Raw genomic sequence first — 17,590 nt, forward strand, 5'->3', positions numbered from 1 at the left:
ATGGCTGCGCAGATCCAGTACGACGAGGTCGAGGTCGGCACCGAGCTGCCGGCGGCCTCCTTCCCCGTGACGCGGGCCACGCTGGTCCAGTACGCGGGTGCGTCGGGTGACTTCAACCCGATCCACTGGAACGAGAAGTTCGCCACCGAGGTCGGACTGCCGGACGTGATCGCGCACGGCATGTTCACCATGGCCGAGGCGATCCGCGTGGTCACCGACTGGGTGGGCGACCCGGGCGCGGTCGTGGAGTACGGGGTGCGGTTCACGAAGCCGGTCGTCGTCCCGAACGACGGCCAGGGCGCGCTGATCGAGGTCACGGCCAAGGTCGCGGCGAAGCTCGACGACAACCGGGTCCGGGTCGACCTGACGGCGATGAGCGCCGGCCAGAAGGTCCTGGGGATGTCCCGCGCGGTGGTCGCGCTGGCGTAGCGGCTGGGCCCGTCGGTCTACGGGTCTGCGGGTCTGCGGGTCTGCGGGTCTGCGGGCGGCGAGGCGGGCAGGCGATTGCGTCTGCCCGCCTCGCTGTCTGCCCACCCCTCCCTCTCGCTGTCTCCCCGCCCCGTCGTTTCCCTCCCACCCCCCTGGGTTGCCAAGTTAGTGATTGGCCACTAACTTCGAACCATGGCAAGGATGAGTGCGGAAGAGCGGCGCGAGAGCGTCATCCGGGCGGCGATGAGCGAATTCGCCCGGGGCGGCTACTACGGGACCTCCACCGAGGCGATCGCCAAGCGGGTCGGGGTCTCGCAGCCCTACCTGTTCCGGCTCTTCCCCAACAAGCAGGCGATCTTCCTCGCCGCCGCCACCCGCTGCATGGAGGACATCCGGCACGTCATCGAGGAGGCCGCCAAGGCCCACGAGGGCGGCGGCGAGGGGATGGTCGAGGCGATCGGGGCCGCGTACATGCGGCTGATCGCCGAGCATCCGGAGAAGCTGCAGATGCAGCTCCAGACGTACGTGACCGTCTCCGCCGCCGAAGCCGCCGGGGAGCCGGCCTTCGGGGAGATGGTGCGCGCCGCCTGGATGGAGCTGTGGGACACCCTGCACGTGCCGCTCGGAGCGGACTCGAAGGAGACCACCACCTTCCTGGCCTTCGGGATGCTGATCAGCGTCCAGGTGGCCATGGGGTTCCCGCCCGGCCACCGGGTGTGGGACGGCTGCTATCCCGGCGTCCGGCCCGAGTAGGCCCTGAGTCCTGAGTGGGTCCGAGTGGGCCCGACCGGGTCCCCGTAGGGCTTGGTCAAGTGCTGGCCTGTGAAGTTAGTGAGTAATAACTAGTTTTGGGGGAGTCATGCCCGACACCGACACCGACACCAAGCTGAGAGGGCCCGCGATATGGGCCCTCGTCATCACCGGAGCCGCCGGCTTCATGGCCGCGCTCGACAACCTCGTCGTCACCACCGCGCTCCCCGTCATCCGCGCCGATCTCGGCGGGAAGCTGGAGGACCTGGAGTGGACGGTGAACGCGTACACGCTCACCTTCGCCGTCCTCCTCATGTTCGGGGCGGCCCTCGGTGACCGGTTCGGACGGCGCAGGCTCTTCATCGCCGGCATGGTCGTCTTCACCGGCGCCTCCGCCGCGGCAGCGCTCTCGCCCGGCATCGACGAGCTCATCGCCGCACGCGCGGTCCAGGGAGTGGGCGCGGCGGTCATGATGCCGCTCTCGCTCACCCTGCTCACCGTCGCCGTGCCCGCAGCCCGCCGCGGCATGGCCCTCGGGATCTACGGAGCCCTCAGCGGCCTGGCCGTCGCCAGCGGACCCCTCATCGGCGGCAGTCTCACCGAGCACATCTCCTGGCAGTGGATCTTTTGGCTGAACGTCCCGATCGGGCTCGCCCTGATCCCGCTCGCCCGGCTGCGGCTCGCCGAGTCCACCGCCCCGAAGGCGAAGCTCGACGTCCCCGGCACGCTCCTCATCAGCGGTGGGCTCTTCGGCATCGTCTACGGACTGGTCAACGCCAACGCGCACGGCTGGACCAGCCGCCCCGTCCTCGCCGCGCTGATCCTCGGCGTGGTCCTGGTGGGCGCGTTCATCCGCTACGGGTTCGCCGCCGCCAACCCCGTGCTGCCCATGCGGCTCTTCCGCGACCGGGGCTTCTTCGGCATCAACATGGCCAGCCTGCTGATGTTCGTCGGAATGTTCGGCTCGATCTTCCTGCTCAGCCAGTTCCTCCAGGGAGTCGTCGGCTACTCGCCCACCGAAGCCGGGCTGCGCATGCTCCCCTGGACCGGCATGCCCATGATCGTCGCGCCGATCTCCGGGATCCTCTCCGACCGGATCGGCAGCCGCCCCGTCGTCGCCGCCGGGCTGGCCCTCCAGGCGATCGGCCTCGGCTGGTTCGCCGTGATCCTGAGCACCGACGTCTCCTACGCCGCCCAGCTGCCGGCCCTGATCATCAGCGGCATCGGCATGGGCCTCTACTTCGCCCCCGCCTCCAACGCCCTCATGTCCACCGTCGCCCCCGCCGACCAGGGCAAGGCCGCCGGAGCCAACAGCGCACTGCGCGAGGTCGGCGGAGCCCTCGGCGTCGCCGTCCTGGCCTCCGTCTTCTCCGCCCGGGGCGGCTACGAGACAGGCCAGTCCTTCACCGACGGGACCGTCCCCGCCCTGTGGATCGGCGCCGCGGTCGTCGCCGTGGCCGCCGCCCTGGCGCTGCTGCTCCCCGGCCGGGACAAGGAGAAGGCCCGCGCGACGGCGGGCCGGGCGACCGCCGGGGCCGACGCTCCCGCCCTCCAGAAGGCGGCCGTCTGACGGGTCCGGCGCCCGTGGCGCGCTCGCGGTCCGTGGCCCCGCCCGGTTGGGGGGACGCGGACCGTACTCTTGTCCACGTGCAGGAACTCCACGATGCCCCCCTCGCCCCGCTGACCACCTTCCGCCTCGGCGGCCCCGCCGCCCGGCTGGTCACCGCGACCACCGACGCCGAGGTCGTCGCCACCGTGCGCGCCGCCGACGAGAGCGGCACCCCGCTCCTGATCATCGGCGGCGGCAGCAACCTGGTCATCGGCGACCGCGGCTTCGACGGCACCGCCCTGCGCATCGCGACCACCGGGTTCGTCCTCGACGGCACCCGCCTGGAGCTGGCCGCCGGCGAGAACTGGAGCGAGGCCGTCGCCCGGACCGTGGCAGCGGGGCTGGCGGGCGTCGAATGCCTCGCCGGGATCCCCGGCTCGGCCGGCGCCACCCCGATCCAGAACGTCGGGGCGTACGGCCAGGAGGTCTGCGACACGATCACCGAGGTCGTCGCCTACGACCGCACGAGCGGCGATACGGTCACCCTGTCGGCCGCCGAGTGCGCGTTCTCGTACCGCGACAGCCTCTTCAAGCACCAGCCGGACCGGTACGTCGTCCTGCGCGTGCGCTTCGCCCTGGAGGACGCGGGCGGGCTGTCCGCGCCGGTCAAGTACCCGGAGACCGCCCGCGCCCTCGGCGTGGAGGCCGGCGACCGGGTGCCCGCGGCCCAGGCCCGCGAGACAGTCCTGCGGCTGCGCGCCGGCAAGGGCATGGTCCTGGACCCCGCCGACCACGACACCTGGTCGGCCGGCTCCTTCTTCCACAACCCGATCCTCGGCGACGAGGCGTACGCCGCCTTCCTGGCCCGCGCGCAGGAGCGGCTCGGCCCCGACACCACCCCGCCCGCGTACCCGGCCGGCGACGGCCGTACGAAGACCAGCGCGGCCTGGCTGATCGACAAGGCCGGCTTCACCAAGGGCTACGGCGACGGCCCCGCCCGCATCTCCACCAAGCACACCCTCGCCCTCACCAACCGCGGCGAGGCCACCACCGAAGACCTCCTGGCACTGGCCCGCGAGGTCGTCGCGGGCGTCCACGCGGCCTTCGGCGTCACCCTGGTCAACGAGCCGGTGACGGTCGGCGTCAGCATCTGAGGAGTCCCGGCCGCCCATGCTCTGTCCCCTGCACGGGGCCGGTACGGACCCCACCCGGCTGGTGGGACGCACGATCAGAAGAATCGTCGCGTCCTGGCACATCAGCGACGGCGAACGCTCCGAAGCGCCCCTCGACGTCTGGCTCCTCGACAGCGCGGGCGAGTCCACCCGGATCACCACCGGGTCCGACGCCTGCCTCATCGTGGAATCCGCCGCCCCGCACGAGGCCTACGACATGGGGGAGTGGGGCCGCATCGAGGTCGGCGAGGACCTCGGCGACCACCCCTTCCTGCGCCACCTGGGCGACACCGTCGAATCGGTGGCCGAATACGCGCTGCCCGCCCAGGGCCGCACCCACCTGGAGATCGGCTTCCCCGACGGCGCGCGGGTCCGCGCCGACTGCCACGAGGGCGATCTGCGCCTCATGAAATGAGCCGGGGACCACGGGCTCAGGAGACCAGCCAGTGGTCGATCCCGGTCAGCAGCTTCTCCTGTACGTCGGCGGGCGCGGCCGAACCGCGCACCGACTGGCGGGCCAGCTCGGCGAGCTCCGCGTCCGTGAAGCCGTGGTGGCGGCGGGCGATCTCGTACTGGGCCGCGAGCCGGGAGCCGAACAGCAGCGGGTCGTCCGCGCCCAGGGCCAACGGGACCCCGGCCTCGAAGAGGGTGCGCAGCGGGACGTCCTCGTGGCGCTCGTAGACCCCGAGGGCCACGTTGGACGCCGGGCAGACCTCGCAAGTGATCTGCCGGTCGGCGAGCCGCTGGAGGAGCCGCGGGTCCTCGGCGGCCCGCACGCCGTGCCCGATACGGGCCGCGTGCAGATCGTCGAGGCAGTCGCGGACGGAGGACGGGCCGCTCAGCTCGCCCCCGTGCGGGGCGGCGAGGAGGCCGCCCTCGCGGGCGATGGCGAAGGCCCGGTCGAAGTCGCGGGCCATGCCGCGGCGCTCGTCGTTGGAGAGGCCGAAGCCGACGATGCCGCGGTCGGCGTAGCGGACGGCGAGCCGGGCGAGGGTCCGGGCGTCGAGCGGATGCTTCATGCGGTTGGCGGCGATGACGACCCGCATGCCCAGTCCGGTCTCGCGGGAGGCGGAGTCGACGGCGTCGAGGATGATCTCGACGGCCGGGATCATCCCGCCGAGGAGGGGGGCGTAGGAGGTGGGATCCACCTGGATCTCCAGCCACCCGCTGCCGTCCCGTACGTCCTCCTGCGCGGCCTCGCGGACCAGGCGGCGGATGTCGTCGGGCTCACGCAGGCAGGAGCGGGCGGCGTCGTAGAGCCGCTGGAAGCGGAACCAGCCGCGCTCGTCGGTGGCGCGGAGCTTGGGCGGCTCGCCGCCGGTCAGGGCGTCGGGCAGCCGGACGCCGTACTTGTCGGCCAGCTCCAGCAGGGTCGACGGCCGCATCGAGCCGGTGAAGTGCAGGTGGAGGTGGGCCTTGGGGAGAAGCGTGAGATCTCGTACGTGCTCCATCGGTTGATCCTGCCGCACCGCTGCGCTCGGCGGGAGGGGGTTTTACCGATCGGGGGCTTGCGCGAACGCATGAGCGGGGCCGGAGGTGGCGAGGGGGCCAGCTGCGCGGGGCCTCCCGGGCGCCGCCCGGACCCGCGCCTCAAACGCCGGCGGGGCTGGATTTGCCTGGCGGGGCTGAAATTGCCCTGCGGGCAATCCAGCCCCGCCAGGCGGACGGCAGCAGCGTCTCCAGCCCGTCCGGCGTTTGAGGACCGGGTCCGGGCAGAGCCCGGGGAACGGTGGAAGGGCGGGTAGGGGACAAGGCCCCGCGCAGCGGCAATCCACGGCGCGGGGCGGGCCCCGAAACGCCTGAGCGGCGGCTCCCCCGTGGGGAACCGCCGCTCAGACCTGGCTGCGGGCCGGATCAGGCCTTGGCCTCCGCCAGGAGCTTCTGGATGCGGGAGACGCCCTCGACCAGGTCCTCGTCGCCCAGGGCGTAGGAGAGGCGCAGGTAGCCGGGGGTGCCGAAGGCCTCGCCGGGGACGACCGCGACCTCGGCCTCGTCCAGGATCAGGGTGGCCAGCTCGGCGGAGCTCTGCGGGCGCTTGCCGCGGATCTCCTTGCCGATCAGGTCCTTGACCGCCGGGTACACGTAGAACGCGCCTTCGGGGGTCGGGCAGAACACGCCGTCGATCTCGTTGAGCATCCGCACGATCGTCTGGCGGCGGCGGTCGAAGGCGGTGCGCATCTCGTGCACGGCGTCCAGGTTGCCGGAGACGGCGGCCAGCGCCGCGACCTGGGCCACGTTGGAGACGTTGGAGGTGGCGTGCGACTGGAGGTTGGTCGCGGCCTTGACCACGTCCTTCGGGCCGACGATCCAGCCCACGCGCCAGCCGGTCATCGCGTACGTCTTGGCGACGCCGTTGACGATGATGCACTTGTCGGCCAGCTCGGGAACGATCGCCGGGAGCGAGACGAACTTCGCGTCGCCGTAGACGAGGTGCTCGTAGATCTCGTCGGTCAGGACCCACAGGCCGTGCTCCACGGCCCAGCGGCCGATGGCCTCGGCGTCGGCCTCCGAGTACACGGCGCCGGTCGGGTTCGAGGGGGAGACGAAGAGGACGACCTTCGTGCGCTCGGTGCGGGCCGCTTCGAGCTGCTCGACGGAAACCCGGTAACCGGTGGTCTCGTCGGCGACGACCTCGACCGGGACACCGCCGGCGAGACGGATCGACTCCGGGTACGTGGTCCAGTACGGAGCCGGGACGATGACCTCGTCACCCGGGTCCAGGATGGCCGCGAAGGCCTCGTAGATCGCCTGCTTGCCACCGTTGGTCACCAGCACCTGGGAGGCGTCGACCTCGTAGCCGGAGTCGCGCAGCGTCTTCGCGGCGATGGCGGCCTTCAGCTCGGGCAGCCCGCCGGCCGGGGTGTAGCGGTGGTACTTCGGGTTGCGGCAGGCCTCCACCGCGGCCTCGACGATGTAGTCCGGCGTCGGGAAGTCGGGCTCGCCCGCGCCGAAGCCGATCACCGGGCGCCCGGCGGCCTTGAGGGCCTTGGCCTTGGCGTCCACGGCAAGGGTGGCGGACTCGGAGATGGCACCGATACGGGCGGATACGCGGCGCTCGGCGGAAGGCGTTTCAGAGGTCATGCGGGCAATCGTCCCAGACGCCGAAGAAGCGCCGCACGCCGTTTCAGTTACCGGACGCGGGGCCCGCCGCCGATGCTGTTCGACGTCAGGGCCCGGACCACGTACACTCAACCGTCGTTGGCCCTCGCCGATCGCTGCAGAGCGTGAGCACTCCGTGCACTCATCTGGATGCGGTAGGTTGGGGGACGCAAAGGGTCGTAGCTCAATTGGTAGAGCACTGGTCTCCAAAACCAGCGGTTGGGGGTTCAAGTCCCTCCGGCCCTGCTCCACACTCCTTCTCGGACGTGTGCGCAGGTACGTATTTCGATGTAGTGCCGTGCGGCGCAACCGGGCGCGGCTACGGCCACGACCCGGATTCAGGTGAGAGACGTGACGGACGCCCTGGGCTCCATCGACATGCCTGACGCCGAGGACGACACTCGCGAGAAGAAGGCCCGCAAGGGCGGCAAGCGCGGCAAGAAGGGCCCTCTCGGCCGTCTCGCGCTCTTCTACCGACAGATCGTCGCGGAACTCCGCAAGGTTGTCTGGCCCACTCGTAACCAGCTGTCGACGTACACCACTGTGGTGATCGTGTTCGTCGTCATCATGATCGGTCTGGTGACCGTGATTGACTATGGGTTCCAGGAAGCCACCAAGTTCGTCTTCGGCTGATCCCCGCGGAGGGCGGCGCCTTGATGGCTGCCGCCCGTTTTCGCATGTTCGACCACCTTTTGTATCCAGGAAGAAGCAGCCACCGTGTCTGACCCGAACCTGAACGCGAGCCCCGACTCCGTCGAGTCCGTCGAGGACGCGCTCGACATCGTCGAGGCGGCGGACGCGGACCGCGACGAAGTCGAGCTCGCCGACGAAGCCCAGGCAGGTGTCGCCGCCGAGACCGCCGCGATGCACATCGAGGCCGCGCACGTCGAGGCTGAGGACGACGAGTCCGCCACCGAGGGCGACGTCGAGGACGAGGGCGACGACACCGACGCCGACGAAGAGGCCGACGAGGACTCCGAGGCCGGCGAGACCGCCGAAGACGCTGACGCTGCTGACGAAGACGCCGATGAGGCCGACGAAGACGCTGAGGAGGCCGACGAAGACGCTGAGGAGGCCGAGGAGGCCGCCCCCGTCGAGGACGCCGAGCCCGTCGACCCGATCCAGGCCCTGCGCGAGGAACTGCGCAGCCTGCCGGGCGAGTGGTACGTCATCCACACCTACGCCGGCTACGAGAAGCGCGTGAAGGCGAACCTCGAGCAGCGCGCCGTCTCGCTCAACGTCGAGGACTTCATCTACTCGGCCGAGGTGCCCGAGGAAGAGATCGTCCAGATCAAGAACGGCGAGCGCAAGAACGTCCGGCAGAACAAGCTGCCCGGTTACGTTCTCGTCCGCATGGACCTGACGAACGAGTCCTGGGGCGTCGTCCGCAACACCCCCGGCGTCACCGGCTTCGTGGGCAACGCGTACGACCCGTACCCGCTGACCCTGGACGAGATCGTCAAGATGCTCGCTCCCGAGGCTCAGGAGAAGGCCGCCAAGCTCGCTGCGGAAGAGGCCGGCCTGCCCGCGCCCTCCGTCAAGCGCACCATCGAGGTCCTGGACTTCGAGGTCGGCGACTCGGTCACCGTCACCGACGGCCCGTTCGCGACGCTGCAGGCGACCATCAACGAGATCAACCCGGACTCGAAGAAGGTCAAGGGTCTCGTCGAGATCTTCGGCCGCGAGACCCCGGTCGAGCTGAGCTTCGACCAGATCCAGAAGAACTGATCCACAGCCTTCTGGCACACGCTTCCGGACAGGTCAGATTGCCCCCTTGCGGGCGGTCTGACCTGCTCGGTTTTTAGCCCCGCGCCGATACCCGTTATCGTGGTGCGGTATGCCTCCATCCGGATGACCGGATTGGCGGCGAAAAACTCTCACTAGGACCCGGAGAGAGCAATGCCTCCCAAGAAGAAGAAGATCACGGGGCTTATCAAGCTCCAGATCAAGGCCGGTGCGGCCAACCCGGCTCCGCCGGTCGGCCCCGCGCTCGGTCAGCACGGCGTCAACATCATGGAGTTCTGCAAGGCCTACAACGCCGCGACCGAGTCGCAGCGTGGCATGGTCGTGCCGGTGGAGATCACGGTCTACGACGACCGCTCCTTCACCTTCATCACCAAGACTCCGCCGGCCGCGCGCCTCATCCTGAAGGCCGCAGGCATCGAGAAGGGCTCCGGCGAGCCGCACAAGACCAAGGTCGCCAAGCTTTCCGGCGCCCAGGTCCGCGAGATCGCCGAGCTGAAGATGCCCGACCTGAACGCCAACGACGTCGACGCCGCGATGAAGATCATCGCCGGCACCGCGCGTTCGATGGGCGTCACCGTCGAAGGCTGATTCAGCCACCCAGCACGACAGTGGTAGGGCCAAGCGCTGGTCCGCACCACGACTCCATGCCTGATCACAACACAGGAGCAGAAGTGAAGCGCAGCAAGACTCTCCGCGCTGCGGACGCCAAGGTCGACCGGGAGAAGCAGTACGCCCCGCTCGAGGCCGTCCGTCTCGCCAAGGAGACCTCCGCGACCAAGTTCGACAGCACCGTCGAGGTCGCCTTCCGCCTGGGTGTAGACCCGCGCAAGGCCGACCAGATGGTCCGCGGCACCGTGAACCTCCCGCACGGCACCGGCAAGACCGCCCGGGTCCTGGTCTTCGCGACCGGTGACCGTGCAGCGGCCGCGGAAGCCGCCGGCGCCGACATTGTCGGCGACGACGAGCTCATCAACGAGATCGCCAAGGGCAACCGCCTGAACGAGTTCGACGCCGTTGTGTCCACCCCGGACCTCATGGGCAAGGTCGGCCGCCTCGGCCGCGTGCTCGGTCCCCGTGGCCTGATGCCGAACCCGAAGACCGGCACCGTCACGATGGACGTCGCGAAGGCTGTCACCGAGATCAAGGGTGGCAAGATCGAGTTCCGCGTCGACAAGCACTCGAACCTGCACTTCATCATCGGCAAGGTCTCCTTCACCGATGAGCAGCTGGTCGAGAACTACGGTGCGGCCCTCGACGAGATCCTTCGTCTGAAGCCGTCCGCCGCCAAGGGCCGCTACATCAAGAAGGCTGCCCTCAGCACCACGATGGGCCCCGGCATCGCGCTGGACTCCAACCGCACCCGGAACCTCCTCGTCGAGGAAGACCCGGCTGCTGTCTGACTGAGCCGGGCCTGACGGCCCGCTGAGTTGCCCGAACGGGCCTTGGTCCCCTCCAGGGGGGACCAAGGCCCGTTTTTGCGTTTCGCCCCGAAAAATCACGAAGTGATCGACGAACCAGCCAGTAGGGTAAAGATTCAATCAAACGATCACACCAGGGGTGGGGACTCTTGTCCGTGTACCGCAACCGCAAGAAGACCGCCGGGGCCGCACTGGCCGCCGTACTGCTCGTGGGCGGGGCCACCGCCTGCGAGGGCGGGCAGAAGGACGGCGCGGGCAAGGCCGGGGACCCGTCCGCCGCCCCGTCCGCCCAGGGCGCCGGGAAGGGCGCCGTGGAGGCCGCTCCGGCCGCCTACCTGGAGAAGGTCAAGGCGAAGTCGGAGGAGATCACCTCCCTGCACTACTCGATGACGGGTACCGCGGAGGGCGAGCAGTTCTCGGGGGACGTCTCCATGCGGCTCAAGCCCGCGGTGGAGATGGCGATGAAGATCGGCACCTCGGGGGAGGGCGGCCAGACGGCAGAGATCCGCCTCGTCGACGGGGCCATGTTCATCGGGTCCGAGGGCAAGTGGCTCAAGTTCGACCTCAAGAGCCTGGACGCGGCCACCGCGCAGAAGCTGAACAGCGCGGGCGGCTCGGCGAACAAGACCGGCGAGAACCCCGGAGACCGGGCGGGCGAGCTGCTCAGGGCCAAGGACCTCAAGCTGGTCGGCGACGAGACCATCGACGGGGTGAAGACCAAGCACCTCAGCGGCACGGTCGGCCTCGACGAGATGCGGGCCGCGCTCGGCTCCGCGACCCCCGAGGCCAAGAAGCGCCAGGAGGAGTCCCTCAAGGGCCTGGAGGCGCAGGGCGTCAAGAGCCTGACCGTGGACATGTGGATCGACGAGTCGGACCACACCAAGCAGGTCCGCACCCGCGGTGAGGCGGCCAAGGGCCCGGTGGACACGACCATCAAGTTCCTGGACTTCAACAAGCCGGTCGAAGTGGCCGCGCCGCCCGCCGACCAGGTCGTCGACCTCGCCGAGATGATGAAGGGCGCCGGGACCGGCTGACCGCCGGTCCGGCGTGCACGACGTAGATCTTTTTTCATGGGGGAGTACGAGATGAACAAGGCTGTCTGGACACGAACCGGTGCCGCCCTGGCGGGCGCCGCACTCCTCGTGGGCGGCCTCACGGCCTGCGGCGGCGACGGGGCCGACGCGGGCAAGGGCGAGAAGTCCGGGTCGAAGGGGGCCGCGGCCAAGCCCCCGACGCCCCAGGAGGCCGTGAAGGCGGCCTACCTCAAGACGGTGGCCGCCAAGTTCGCCAAGGCCGAGGTGACCACCACCGACCCGGCCGGCAAGACCTCGGGGCAATCCGGCACCAAGGGCTGGTACCCGTCCAGCCACGACGTGGTGCTCAAGGGCGACGAGCCCGACACGCGCTCGATCATGATCGGCGACACCGTCTGGACCAAGCTGGACAAGCCCCTGGAGGGCAAGTCCTGGATGAAGATGAACCTGGCCAAGGACGGCAAGCCGGGCGTGCGGCGCAACGAGGACCCGGCCGAGTACCTCGCGATGCTCCTCGGTCAGGACACCGTCCGGTACGTGGGCGCGGAGCCGACCGACGGGGTGGAGGCCCAGCACTACAAGGCCGTCCTCACGGACACGGAACTGCTGAAGGCCGACGACGCCACGAAGGTCATGGAGGAGAAGAACCGCCAGTACCTCCACGAGGCGGTCAAGGGCATCAAGGAGCTCCGGATCGACCTGTGGATCGGCAAGGACGGCTACCCCGTCCGCTTCGACGCCACGGAGTCGGGGCCCGAGAACGGTCCGCTGCAGACCACGGCGAAGTTCTCCGCCTTCGCCGCGACTCCCGCCGTGGCCGCGCCGCCGGCCGAGGACACGGTGGACTTCGACGACGTCATGAAGGGCGTCGACGACAAGCTCAAGGACGTCGACAAGAGCCTCGCCGAGACGGAGAAGTCCCTCAAGGAGACCGACGAGAAGCTCAAGGGCCTCGGCCACTGAGGCCACTGAGCCCCCAGGACCCTTGCGGGGACCGGCCCGTGAGGGTCCCGGAGGGCGGATTTGCTTGACAACGACTGGTTCGCGTACGCTTCCGGAGAAGCCAAAGACCGCTGGTCGTTGCCGTGCCCGCAAGGGTGCGGTGGCCGAAGGATCCGCTAACTGCGGACGTCCTGCGCAGGTGATCAAGGAAAGTTCCCGGAATCCGTTCCGGTTGAGCTACGCCCTGGCGCCTGCGCCGGGGCGTTTCGTATTTATGCCCCTTCTGAGCGGTCCTCATCACCCGGAAGGAGGCCGACGCACTATGCCGACGCCCAACAAGGCTGCCGCGGTAGCCGAGCTCACGGACCAGTTCCGCGACTCGAACGCCGCCGTGCTGACCGAGTACCGGGGTCTCACCGTCGCGCAGCTCAAGACGCTGCGTCGCTCTCTCGGTGAGAACGCCCAGTACGCCGTGGTGAAGAACACGCTGACCAAGATTGCGGCCAACCAGGCCGGGATCACCGCGCTGGACGAGCACTTCGCTGGTCCCACCGCGGTCGCCTTCATCACCGGTGACCCGGTGGAGTCGGCGAAGAGCCTGCGTGACTTCGCCAAGGAAAACCCCAACCTCATCATCAAGGCGGGTGTCCTTGATGGTAAGGCGCTCACCGCCGATGAGATCAAGAAGCTTGCGGACCTCGAGTCCCGCGAGGTTCTGCTCAGCAAGCTGGCCGGCGCGTTCAAGGGCAAGCAGTCTCAGGCTGCCTCGCTCTTCCAGGCGCTGCCGTCGAAGTTCGTCCGCACTGCGGAAGCGCTTCGCGTCAAGCTCGCCGAGCAGGGCGGTGCCGAGTAATTCGGCTCGCGCACTGATCCACGCCGCCTAGTGCGTGGGTCAAAGCGGGCCGTTACGCCCGCCTCTATATACATCCGGCACCTGCCGATTTAGTGGAAGGATCGCCCATCATGGCGAAGCTCTCTCAGGAAGACCTGCTCGCTCAGTTCGAGGAGCTCACCCTCATCGAGCTCTCCGAGTTCGTTAAGGCGTTCGAGGAGAAGTTCGACGTCACCGCCGCCGCGGCCGTCGCCGTTGCGGGCCCGGGTGCCCCGGTTGCCGCTGAGGCCGCTGAGGAGCAGGACGAGTTCGACGTCATCCTCGAGGGTGCCGGCGACAAGAAGATCCAGGTCATCAAGGTCGTGCGCGAGCTCACCTCCCTGGGCCTCAAGGAGGCCAAGGACCTCGTCGACGGCGCTCCGAAGCCGATCCTCGAGAAGGTCGCCAAGGAGGCCGCTGACAAGGCTGCCGAGTCCCTCAAGGCTGCCGGCGCGTCTGTGACCGTCAAGTAACACCTCTGGGCCCCTTCTGGGACCCATTCAAAGGGCGATCACCCGTAAGGGTGGTCGCCCTTTGGCGTACCCGGAGTGCCTGATTTGCCCCCGTCTCGTTGGGGAGTAGGGTGATCATCGTTGCTCTGCGGCAGGGTCCTGAGATGATCCGCTCGGAGCAGGGGGCCTTGACGAACGGGACGCGGCGCGCAATTCTCAGACCGGTCGCGAGATGGGCTCGTTCGATCCGAGATCCGAGGCATGGATCTGGCCCGCATCGGGCATGGATTGACTACGAAGAGGGCAGTACTGTTACGCGCTCTGTGTGCGAGAGCCGCAGCGCGGGACACGCCGTAGGACGCAGGGTTGGTCCGTTTAAACGACATGGGGAAGGCCTGTTGCCGGTTTCCGGAAACCTGGTCTGGACATCAGTGAGCCGAGTGGCTACACTGACCCTTTGCGCTGCCTGTTAGCTGCCCCCTGCCCGTCGCCAGGGGCATGCCCACGCATGAGCACACTTGATTGAACGGCCCTGAGCTGGTCCTTTTGACCAGATGGGGGGCGCTTGTCTTCTGTGTCAGCTGGGACCGGTACGCGCGTAGTGAGTCCGAGCCCTCGGAAGGACCCCCTCTTGGCCGCCTCGCGCAACGCCTCGACCAATACGAACAACGGTGCCAGCACCGCCCCGCTGCGCATCTCCTTTGCAAAGATCAAGGAGCCCCTCGAGGTTCCGAACCTCCTGGCGCTGCAGACCGAGAGCTTTGACTGGCTGCTCGGCAACGCCGCCTGGAAGTCTCGCGTCGAGTCGGCGCTTGAGAGCGGACAGGACGTTCCCACCAAGTCCGGTCTGGAAGAGATCTTCGAGGAGATCTCGCCGATCGAGGACTTCTCCGGGTCGATGTCGCTGACGTTCCGCGACCACCGTTTCGAGCCGGCGAAGAACTCGGTCGACGAGTGCAAGGACCGCGACTTCACGTTCGCGGCGCCGCTTTTCGTCACCGCCGAGTTCACGAACAACGAGACCGGAGAGATCAAGTCTCAGACGGTCTTCATGGGCGATTTCCCGCTCATGACCAACAAGGGCACCTTCGTCATCAACGGCACCGAGCGTGTCGTCGTGTCGCAGCTCGTCCGTTCCCCTGGTGTCTACTTCGACTCCTCCATCGACAAGACGTCCGACAAGGACATCTTCGCCGCCAAGATCATCCCTTCCCGGGGTGCCTGGCTCGAGATGGAGATCGACAAGCGCGACATGGTCGGTGTTCGCATCGACCGCAAGCGCAAGCAGTCCGTCACCGTCCTCCTGAAGGCTCTCGGCTGGACCACCGAGCAGATCCTCGAGGAGTTCGGCGAGTACGAGTCCATGCGCGCCACCCTGGAGAAGGACCACACCCAGGGCCAGGACGACGCGCTGCTCGACATCTACCGCAAGCTGCGTCCGGGCGAACCGCCGACCCGCGAGGCCGCTCAGACGCTGCTCGAGAACCTCTACTTCAACCCGAAGCGCTACGACCTCGCGAAGGTCGGCCGCTACAAGGTGAACAAGAAGCTCGGCGCGGACGAGCCGCTGGACGCCGGCGTGCTCACCACCGACGACGTCATCGCGACCATCAAGTACCTGGTCAAGCTGCACGCCGGTGAGACCGAGACCGTCGGTGAGTCGGGTCGTTCGATCGTCGTCGAGACCGACGACATCGACCACTTCGGCAACCGTCGTCTGCGCAACGTCGGCGAGCTCATCCAGAACCAGGTCCGCACGGGTCTGGCTCGTATGGAGCGCGTCGTCCGCGAGCGGATGACGACCCAGGACGTCGAGGCGATCACGCCGCAGACCCTGATCAACATCCGGCCGGTCGTCGCCTCCATCAAGGAGTTCTTCGGCACCAGCCAGCTGTCGCAGTTCATGGACCAGAACAACCCGCTGTCGGGTCTCACCCACAAGCGACGCCTGTCGGCGCTTGGCCCGGGTGGTCTGTCCCGTGAGCGGGCCGGCTTCGAGGTCCGAGACGTTCACCCGTCGCACTACGGCCGCATGTGCCCGATCGAGACCCCTGAAGGCCCGAACATCGGTCTGATCGGCTCGCTCGCGTCCTACGGCCGCGTCAACGCGTTCGGTTTCGTCGAGACCCCGTACCGCAAGGTCATCGAGGGTGTCGTCACCGACGAGGTCGACTACCTGACGGCCGACGAGGAAGACCGCTTCGTCATCGCCCAGGCCAACGCCGGCCTGAACGACGAGATGCGCTTCACCGAGAACCGCGTGCTGGTTCGCCGTCGTGGTGGCGAGATCGACTACATCGCCGGTGACGACGTCGACTACATGGACGTCTCCCCGCGCCAGATGGTGTCCGTCGCGACCGCGATGATCCCCTTCCTCGAGCACGACGACGCCAACCGCGCCCTCATGGGCGCGAACATGATGCGCCAGGCCGTTCCGCTGATCAAGGCGGAGGCGCCGCTCGTCGGCACCGGCATGGAGTACCGCTGTGCGGTCGACGCCGGTGACTCGATCAAGGCGGAGAAGGACGGTGTCGTCCAGGAGGTCTCGGCCGACTACATCACCGTCGCCAACGACGACGGCACGTACACCACGTACCGCGTCGCCAAGTTCTCCCGCTCGAACCAGGGCACCTCGGTCAACCAGAAGGTCATCGTCAACGAGGGTGACCGCATCATCGAGGCTCAGGTCCTCGCCGACGGTCCTGCGACCGAAGAGGGCGAAATGGCCCTCGGCAAGAACCTGCTCGTCGCGTTCATGCCCTGGGAAGGTCACAACTACGAGGACGCGATCATCCTGTCGCAGCGCCTCGTGCAGGACGACGTCCTCTCCTCGATCCACATCGAGGAGCACGAGGTCGACGCCCGTGACACCAAGCTGGGCCCCGAGGAGATCACCCGGGACATCCCGAACGTCTCCGAGGAGGTCCTCGCGGACCTCGACGAGCGCGGCATCATCCGCATCGGTGCGGACGTCGTCGCGGGCGACATCCTGGTCGGAAAGGTCACGCCCAAGGGCGAGACCGAGCTGACCCCGGAAGAGCGTCTGCTCCGCGCGATCTTCGGTGAGAAGGCCCGCGAGGTGCGTGACACCTCGCTCAAGGTTCCTCACGGTGAGATCGGCAAGGTCATCGGCGTCCGCGTCTTCGACCGCGAAGAGGGCGACGAGCTTCCCCCGGGCGTCAACCAGCTGGTCCGCGTCTACGTGGCCCAGAAGCGCAAGATCACCGACGGTGACAAGCTCGCCGGCCGCCACGGCAACAAGGGTGTCATCTCCAAGATCCTTCCGATCGAGGACATGCCCTTCCTTGAAGACGGCACGCCGGTCGACATCATCCTGAACCCCCTGGGTGTCCCGTCCCGAATGAACCCGGGACAGGTCCTGGAGATCCACCTCGGCTGGCTCGCCAGCCGCGGCTGGGACGTCTCCAGCGTCGCCGAGGAGTGGGCCGAGCGACTGAAGGTCATCGGCGCCGACCGCGTCGAGCCCGGTACCAACGTCGCCACCCCGGTGTTCGACGGTGCCCGCGAGGACGAGATCTCCGGTCTCTTCGAGCACACCATCCCGAACCGCGACGGGGACCGCCTGGTCCTTCCGACCGGTAAGGCGCACCTGTTCGACGGCCGCTCCGGCGAGCCGTTCCCGGAGCCGGTCTCGATCGGCTACATGTACATCCTCAAGCTCCACCACCTGGTCGACGACAAGCTCCACGCGCGGTCGACCGGTCCGTACTCGATGATCACGCAGCAGCCGCTGGGTGGTAAGGCGCAGTTCGGTGGCCAGCGCTTCGGTGAGATGGAGGTGTGGGCGCTTGAGGCTTATGGCGCCGCTTACGCCCTCCAGGAGCTGCTGACCATCAAGTCCGATGACGTCACCGGCCGCGTGAAGGTCTACGAGGCCATCGTCAAGGGCGAGAACATCCCCGAGCCGGGCATTCCCGAGTCCTTCAAGGTGCTCATCAAGGAAATGCAGTCGCTCTGCCTCAACGTGGAGGTGCTGTCCTCGGACGGCATGTCCATCGAGATGCGCGACACCGACGAGGACGTCTTCCGCGCGGCGGAGGAGCTCGGTATCGACCTGTCCCGGCGCGAGCCGAGCAGCGTCGAAGAGGTCTGACGGGCCTGACGGGG

16 protein-coding genes and 1 tRNA gene are annotated in these 17,590 nt (G+C 68.3%); 15 read left to right on the top strand and 2 right to left on the bottom strand.

Translation table 11 applies throughout. From position 1 onward, the window contains the following. From OHU74_RS21535 to OHU74_RS21555, 5 genes are all read left to right on the top strand, one after another. Nucleotides 1-429: a MaoC family dehydratase gene (locus tag OHU74_RS21535; protein WP_330298057.1), complete on the top strand. Its 429-nt coding sequence runs from the start codon at nt 1-3 to the stop codon at nt 427-429. 192 nt (nt 430-621) lie between these two features. Beyond that, the gene (locus OHU74_RS21540; protein ID WP_371617421.1) at nt 622-1,182 is read left to right on the top strand and encodes a TetR/AcrR family transcriptional regulator; all 561 of its coding nucleotides are present in this window, start codon (nt 622-624) and stop codon (nt 1,180-1,182) included. A 106-nt stretch (nt 1,183-1,288) separates the two neighbouring features. Then, nucleotides 1,289-2,749 carry a DHA2 family efflux MFS transporter permease subunit gene (locus OHU74_RS21545; RefSeq protein WP_371617422.1) on the top strand — a complete coding sequence of 487 codons (1,461 nt, stop codon included), beginning with the start codon at nt 1,289-1,291 and terminating at the stop codon, nt 2,747-2,749. A gap of 77 nt (nt 2,750-2,826) precedes the next feature. Further along, complete coding sequence (locus OHU74_RS21550; RefSeq protein ID WP_371617423.1) at nt 2,827-3,882, top strand: UDP-N-acetylmuramate dehydrogenase; 1,056 nt, start codon at nt 2,827-2,829, stop codon at nt 3,880-3,882. A 16-nt stretch (nt 3,883-3,898) separates the two neighbouring features. Then, the gene (locus tag OHU74_RS21555) at nt 3,899-4,315 is read left to right on the top strand and encodes a hypothetical protein (RefSeq protein WP_371617424.1); all 417 of its coding nucleotides are present in this window, start codon (nt 3,899-3,901) and stop codon (nt 4,313-4,315) included. Nucleotides 4,316-4,331: 16 nt separating this feature from the next. Here the strand turns inward: OHU74_RS21555 and OHU74_RS21560 are convergent, their stop codons facing one another. Together OHU74_RS21560 and OHU74_RS21565 are read right to left on the bottom strand one after the other, a co-directional pair. Then, nucleotides 4,332-5,351 carry an adenosine deaminase gene (locus OHU74_RS21560; protein WP_371617425.1) on the bottom strand — a complete coding sequence of 340 codons (1,020 nt, stop codon included), beginning with the start codon at nt 5,349-5,351 and terminating at the stop codon, nt 4,332-4,334. Nucleotides 5,352-5,754: 403 nt separating this feature from the next. Then, on the bottom strand, nt 5,755-6,981 hold the full coding sequence (locus OHU74_RS21565; protein ID WP_371617426.1) for a pyridoxal phosphate-dependent aminotransferase: 1,227 nt from the start codon (nt 6,979-6,981) through the stop codon (nt 5,755-5,757). Nucleotides 6,982-7,172: 191 nt separating this feature from the next. Here OHU74_RS21565 and OHU74_RS21570 point away from each other — a divergent pair. The 10 genes from OHU74_RS21570 (at nt 7,173) to rpoB (ending at nt 17,576) form a co-directional block, all read left to right on the top strand. Continuing rightward, nucleotides 7,173-7,245, top strand: a tRNA-Trp gene (locus OHU74_RS21570). Between the two features lie 105 nt (nt 7,246-7,350). Next, entirely contained in the window at nt 7,351-7,632 is a 282-nt protein-coding gene (gene secE, locus OHU74_RS21575; protein WP_330298064.1) for a preprotein translocase subunit SecE, read from the top strand. An 84-nt stretch (nt 7,633-7,716) separates the two neighbouring features. After that, nucleotides 7,717-8,727, top strand: a complete 1,011-nt coding sequence (gene nusG / locus OHU74_RS21580; protein WP_371617427.1) for a transcription termination/antitermination protein NusG — start codon at nt 7,717-7,719, stop codon at nt 8,725-8,727. 171 nt (nt 8,728-8,898) lie between these two features. After that, nucleotides 8,899-9,333, top strand: coding sequence for a 50S ribosomal protein L11 (rplK, locus tag OHU74_RS21585; protein WP_266905484.1), 435 nt, complete (start codon nt 8,899-8,901; stop codon nt 9,331-9,333). An 83-nt stretch (nt 9,334-9,416) separates the two neighbouring features. Continuing rightward, complete coding sequence (gene rplA / locus OHU74_RS21590; protein WP_330298066.1) at nt 9,417-10,145, top strand: 50S ribosomal protein L1; 729 nt, start codon at nt 9,417-9,419, stop codon at nt 10,143-10,145. Nucleotides 10,146-10,318: 173 nt separating this feature from the next. After that, a complete protein-coding gene (locus OHU74_RS21595; RefSeq protein ID WP_371619757.1) occupies nt 10,319-11,197 on the top strand; it encodes an LppX_LprAFG lipoprotein in 879 nt (292 codons plus the stop codon). A gap of 51 nt (nt 11,198-11,248) precedes the next feature. After that, nucleotides 11,249-12,160, top strand: coding sequence for a hypothetical protein (locus OHU74_RS21600; RefSeq protein WP_371617428.1), 912 nt, complete (start codon nt 11,249-11,251; stop codon nt 12,158-12,160). Between the two features lie 301 nt (nt 12,161-12,461). Next, the gene (gene rplJ / locus OHU74_RS21605) at nt 12,462-12,992 is read left to right on the top strand and encodes a 50S ribosomal protein L10 (protein WP_215023401.1); all 531 of its coding nucleotides are present in this window, start codon (nt 12,462-12,464) and stop codon (nt 12,990-12,992) included. 110 nt (nt 12,993-13,102) lie between these two features. Further along, the gene (gene rplL, locus OHU74_RS21610; RefSeq protein ID WP_330298069.1) at nt 13,103-13,483 is read left to right on the top strand and encodes a 50S ribosomal protein L7/L12; all 381 of its coding nucleotides are present in this window, start codon (nt 13,103-13,105) and stop codon (nt 13,481-13,483) included. A 610-nt stretch (nt 13,484-14,093) separates the two neighbouring features. Beyond that, nucleotides 14,094-17,576 carry a DNA-directed RNA polymerase subunit beta gene (gene rpoB, locus OHU74_RS21615; RefSeq protein ID WP_371617429.1) on the top strand — a complete coding sequence of 1,161 codons (3,483 nt, stop codon included), beginning with the start codon at nt 14,094-14,096 and terminating at the stop codon, nt 17,574-17,576. Nucleotides 17,577-17,590: the final 14 nt, after the last annotated feature.

Origin of the sequence: Streptomyces sp. NBC_00454 (assembly GCF_041434015.1) — a bacterium.
Classification (GTDB): Bacteria; Actinomycetota; Actinomycetes; order Streptomycetales; family Streptomycetaceae; genus Streptomyces.

What these genes read in the sequence shown, in the direction of transcription:
- rplK (WP_266905484.1), top strand. Translation starts at nt 8,899, where the DNA reads ATGCCTCCCAAGAAGAAGAAGATCACGGGGCTTATCAAGCTCCAGATC.
- OHU74_RS21555 (WP_371617424.1), top strand. Translation starts at nt 3,899, where the DNA reads ATGCTCTGTCCCCTGCACGGGGCCGGTACGGACCCCACCCGGCTGGTG.
- OHU74_RS21540 (WP_371617421.1), top strand. Translation starts at nt 622, where the DNA reads ATGGCAAGGATGAGTGCGGAAGAGCGGCGCGAGAGCGTCATCCGGGCG.
- OHU74_RS21535 (WP_330298057.1), top strand. Translation starts at nt 1, where the DNA reads ATGGCTGCGCAGATCCAGTACGACGAGGTCGAGGTCGGCACCGAGCTG.
- OHU74_RS21545 (WP_371617422.1), top strand. Translation starts at nt 1,289, where the DNA reads ATGCCCGACACCGACACCGACACCAAGCTGAGAGGGCCCGCGATATGG.
- OHU74_RS21565 (WP_371617426.1), bottom strand. Translation starts at nt 6,981, where the DNA reads ATGACCTCTGAAACGCCTTCCGCCGAGCGCCGCGTATCCGCCCGTATC.
- rplL (WP_330298069.1), top strand. Translation starts at nt 13,103, where the DNA reads ATGGCGAAGCTCTCTCAGGAAGACCTGCTCGCTCAGTTCGAGGAGCTC.
- rplJ (WP_215023401.1), top strand. Translation starts at nt 12,462, where the DNA reads ATGCCGACGCCCAACAAGGCTGCCGCGGTAGCCGAGCTCACGGACCAG.
- OHU74_RS21560 (WP_371617425.1), bottom strand. Translation starts at nt 5,351, where the DNA reads ATGGAGCACGTACGAGATCTCACGCTTCTCCCCAAGGCCCACCTCCAC.
- OHU74_RS21600 (WP_371617428.1), top strand. Translation starts at nt 11,249, where the DNA reads ATGAACAAGGCTGTCTGGACACGAACCGGTGCCGCCCTGGCGGGCGCC.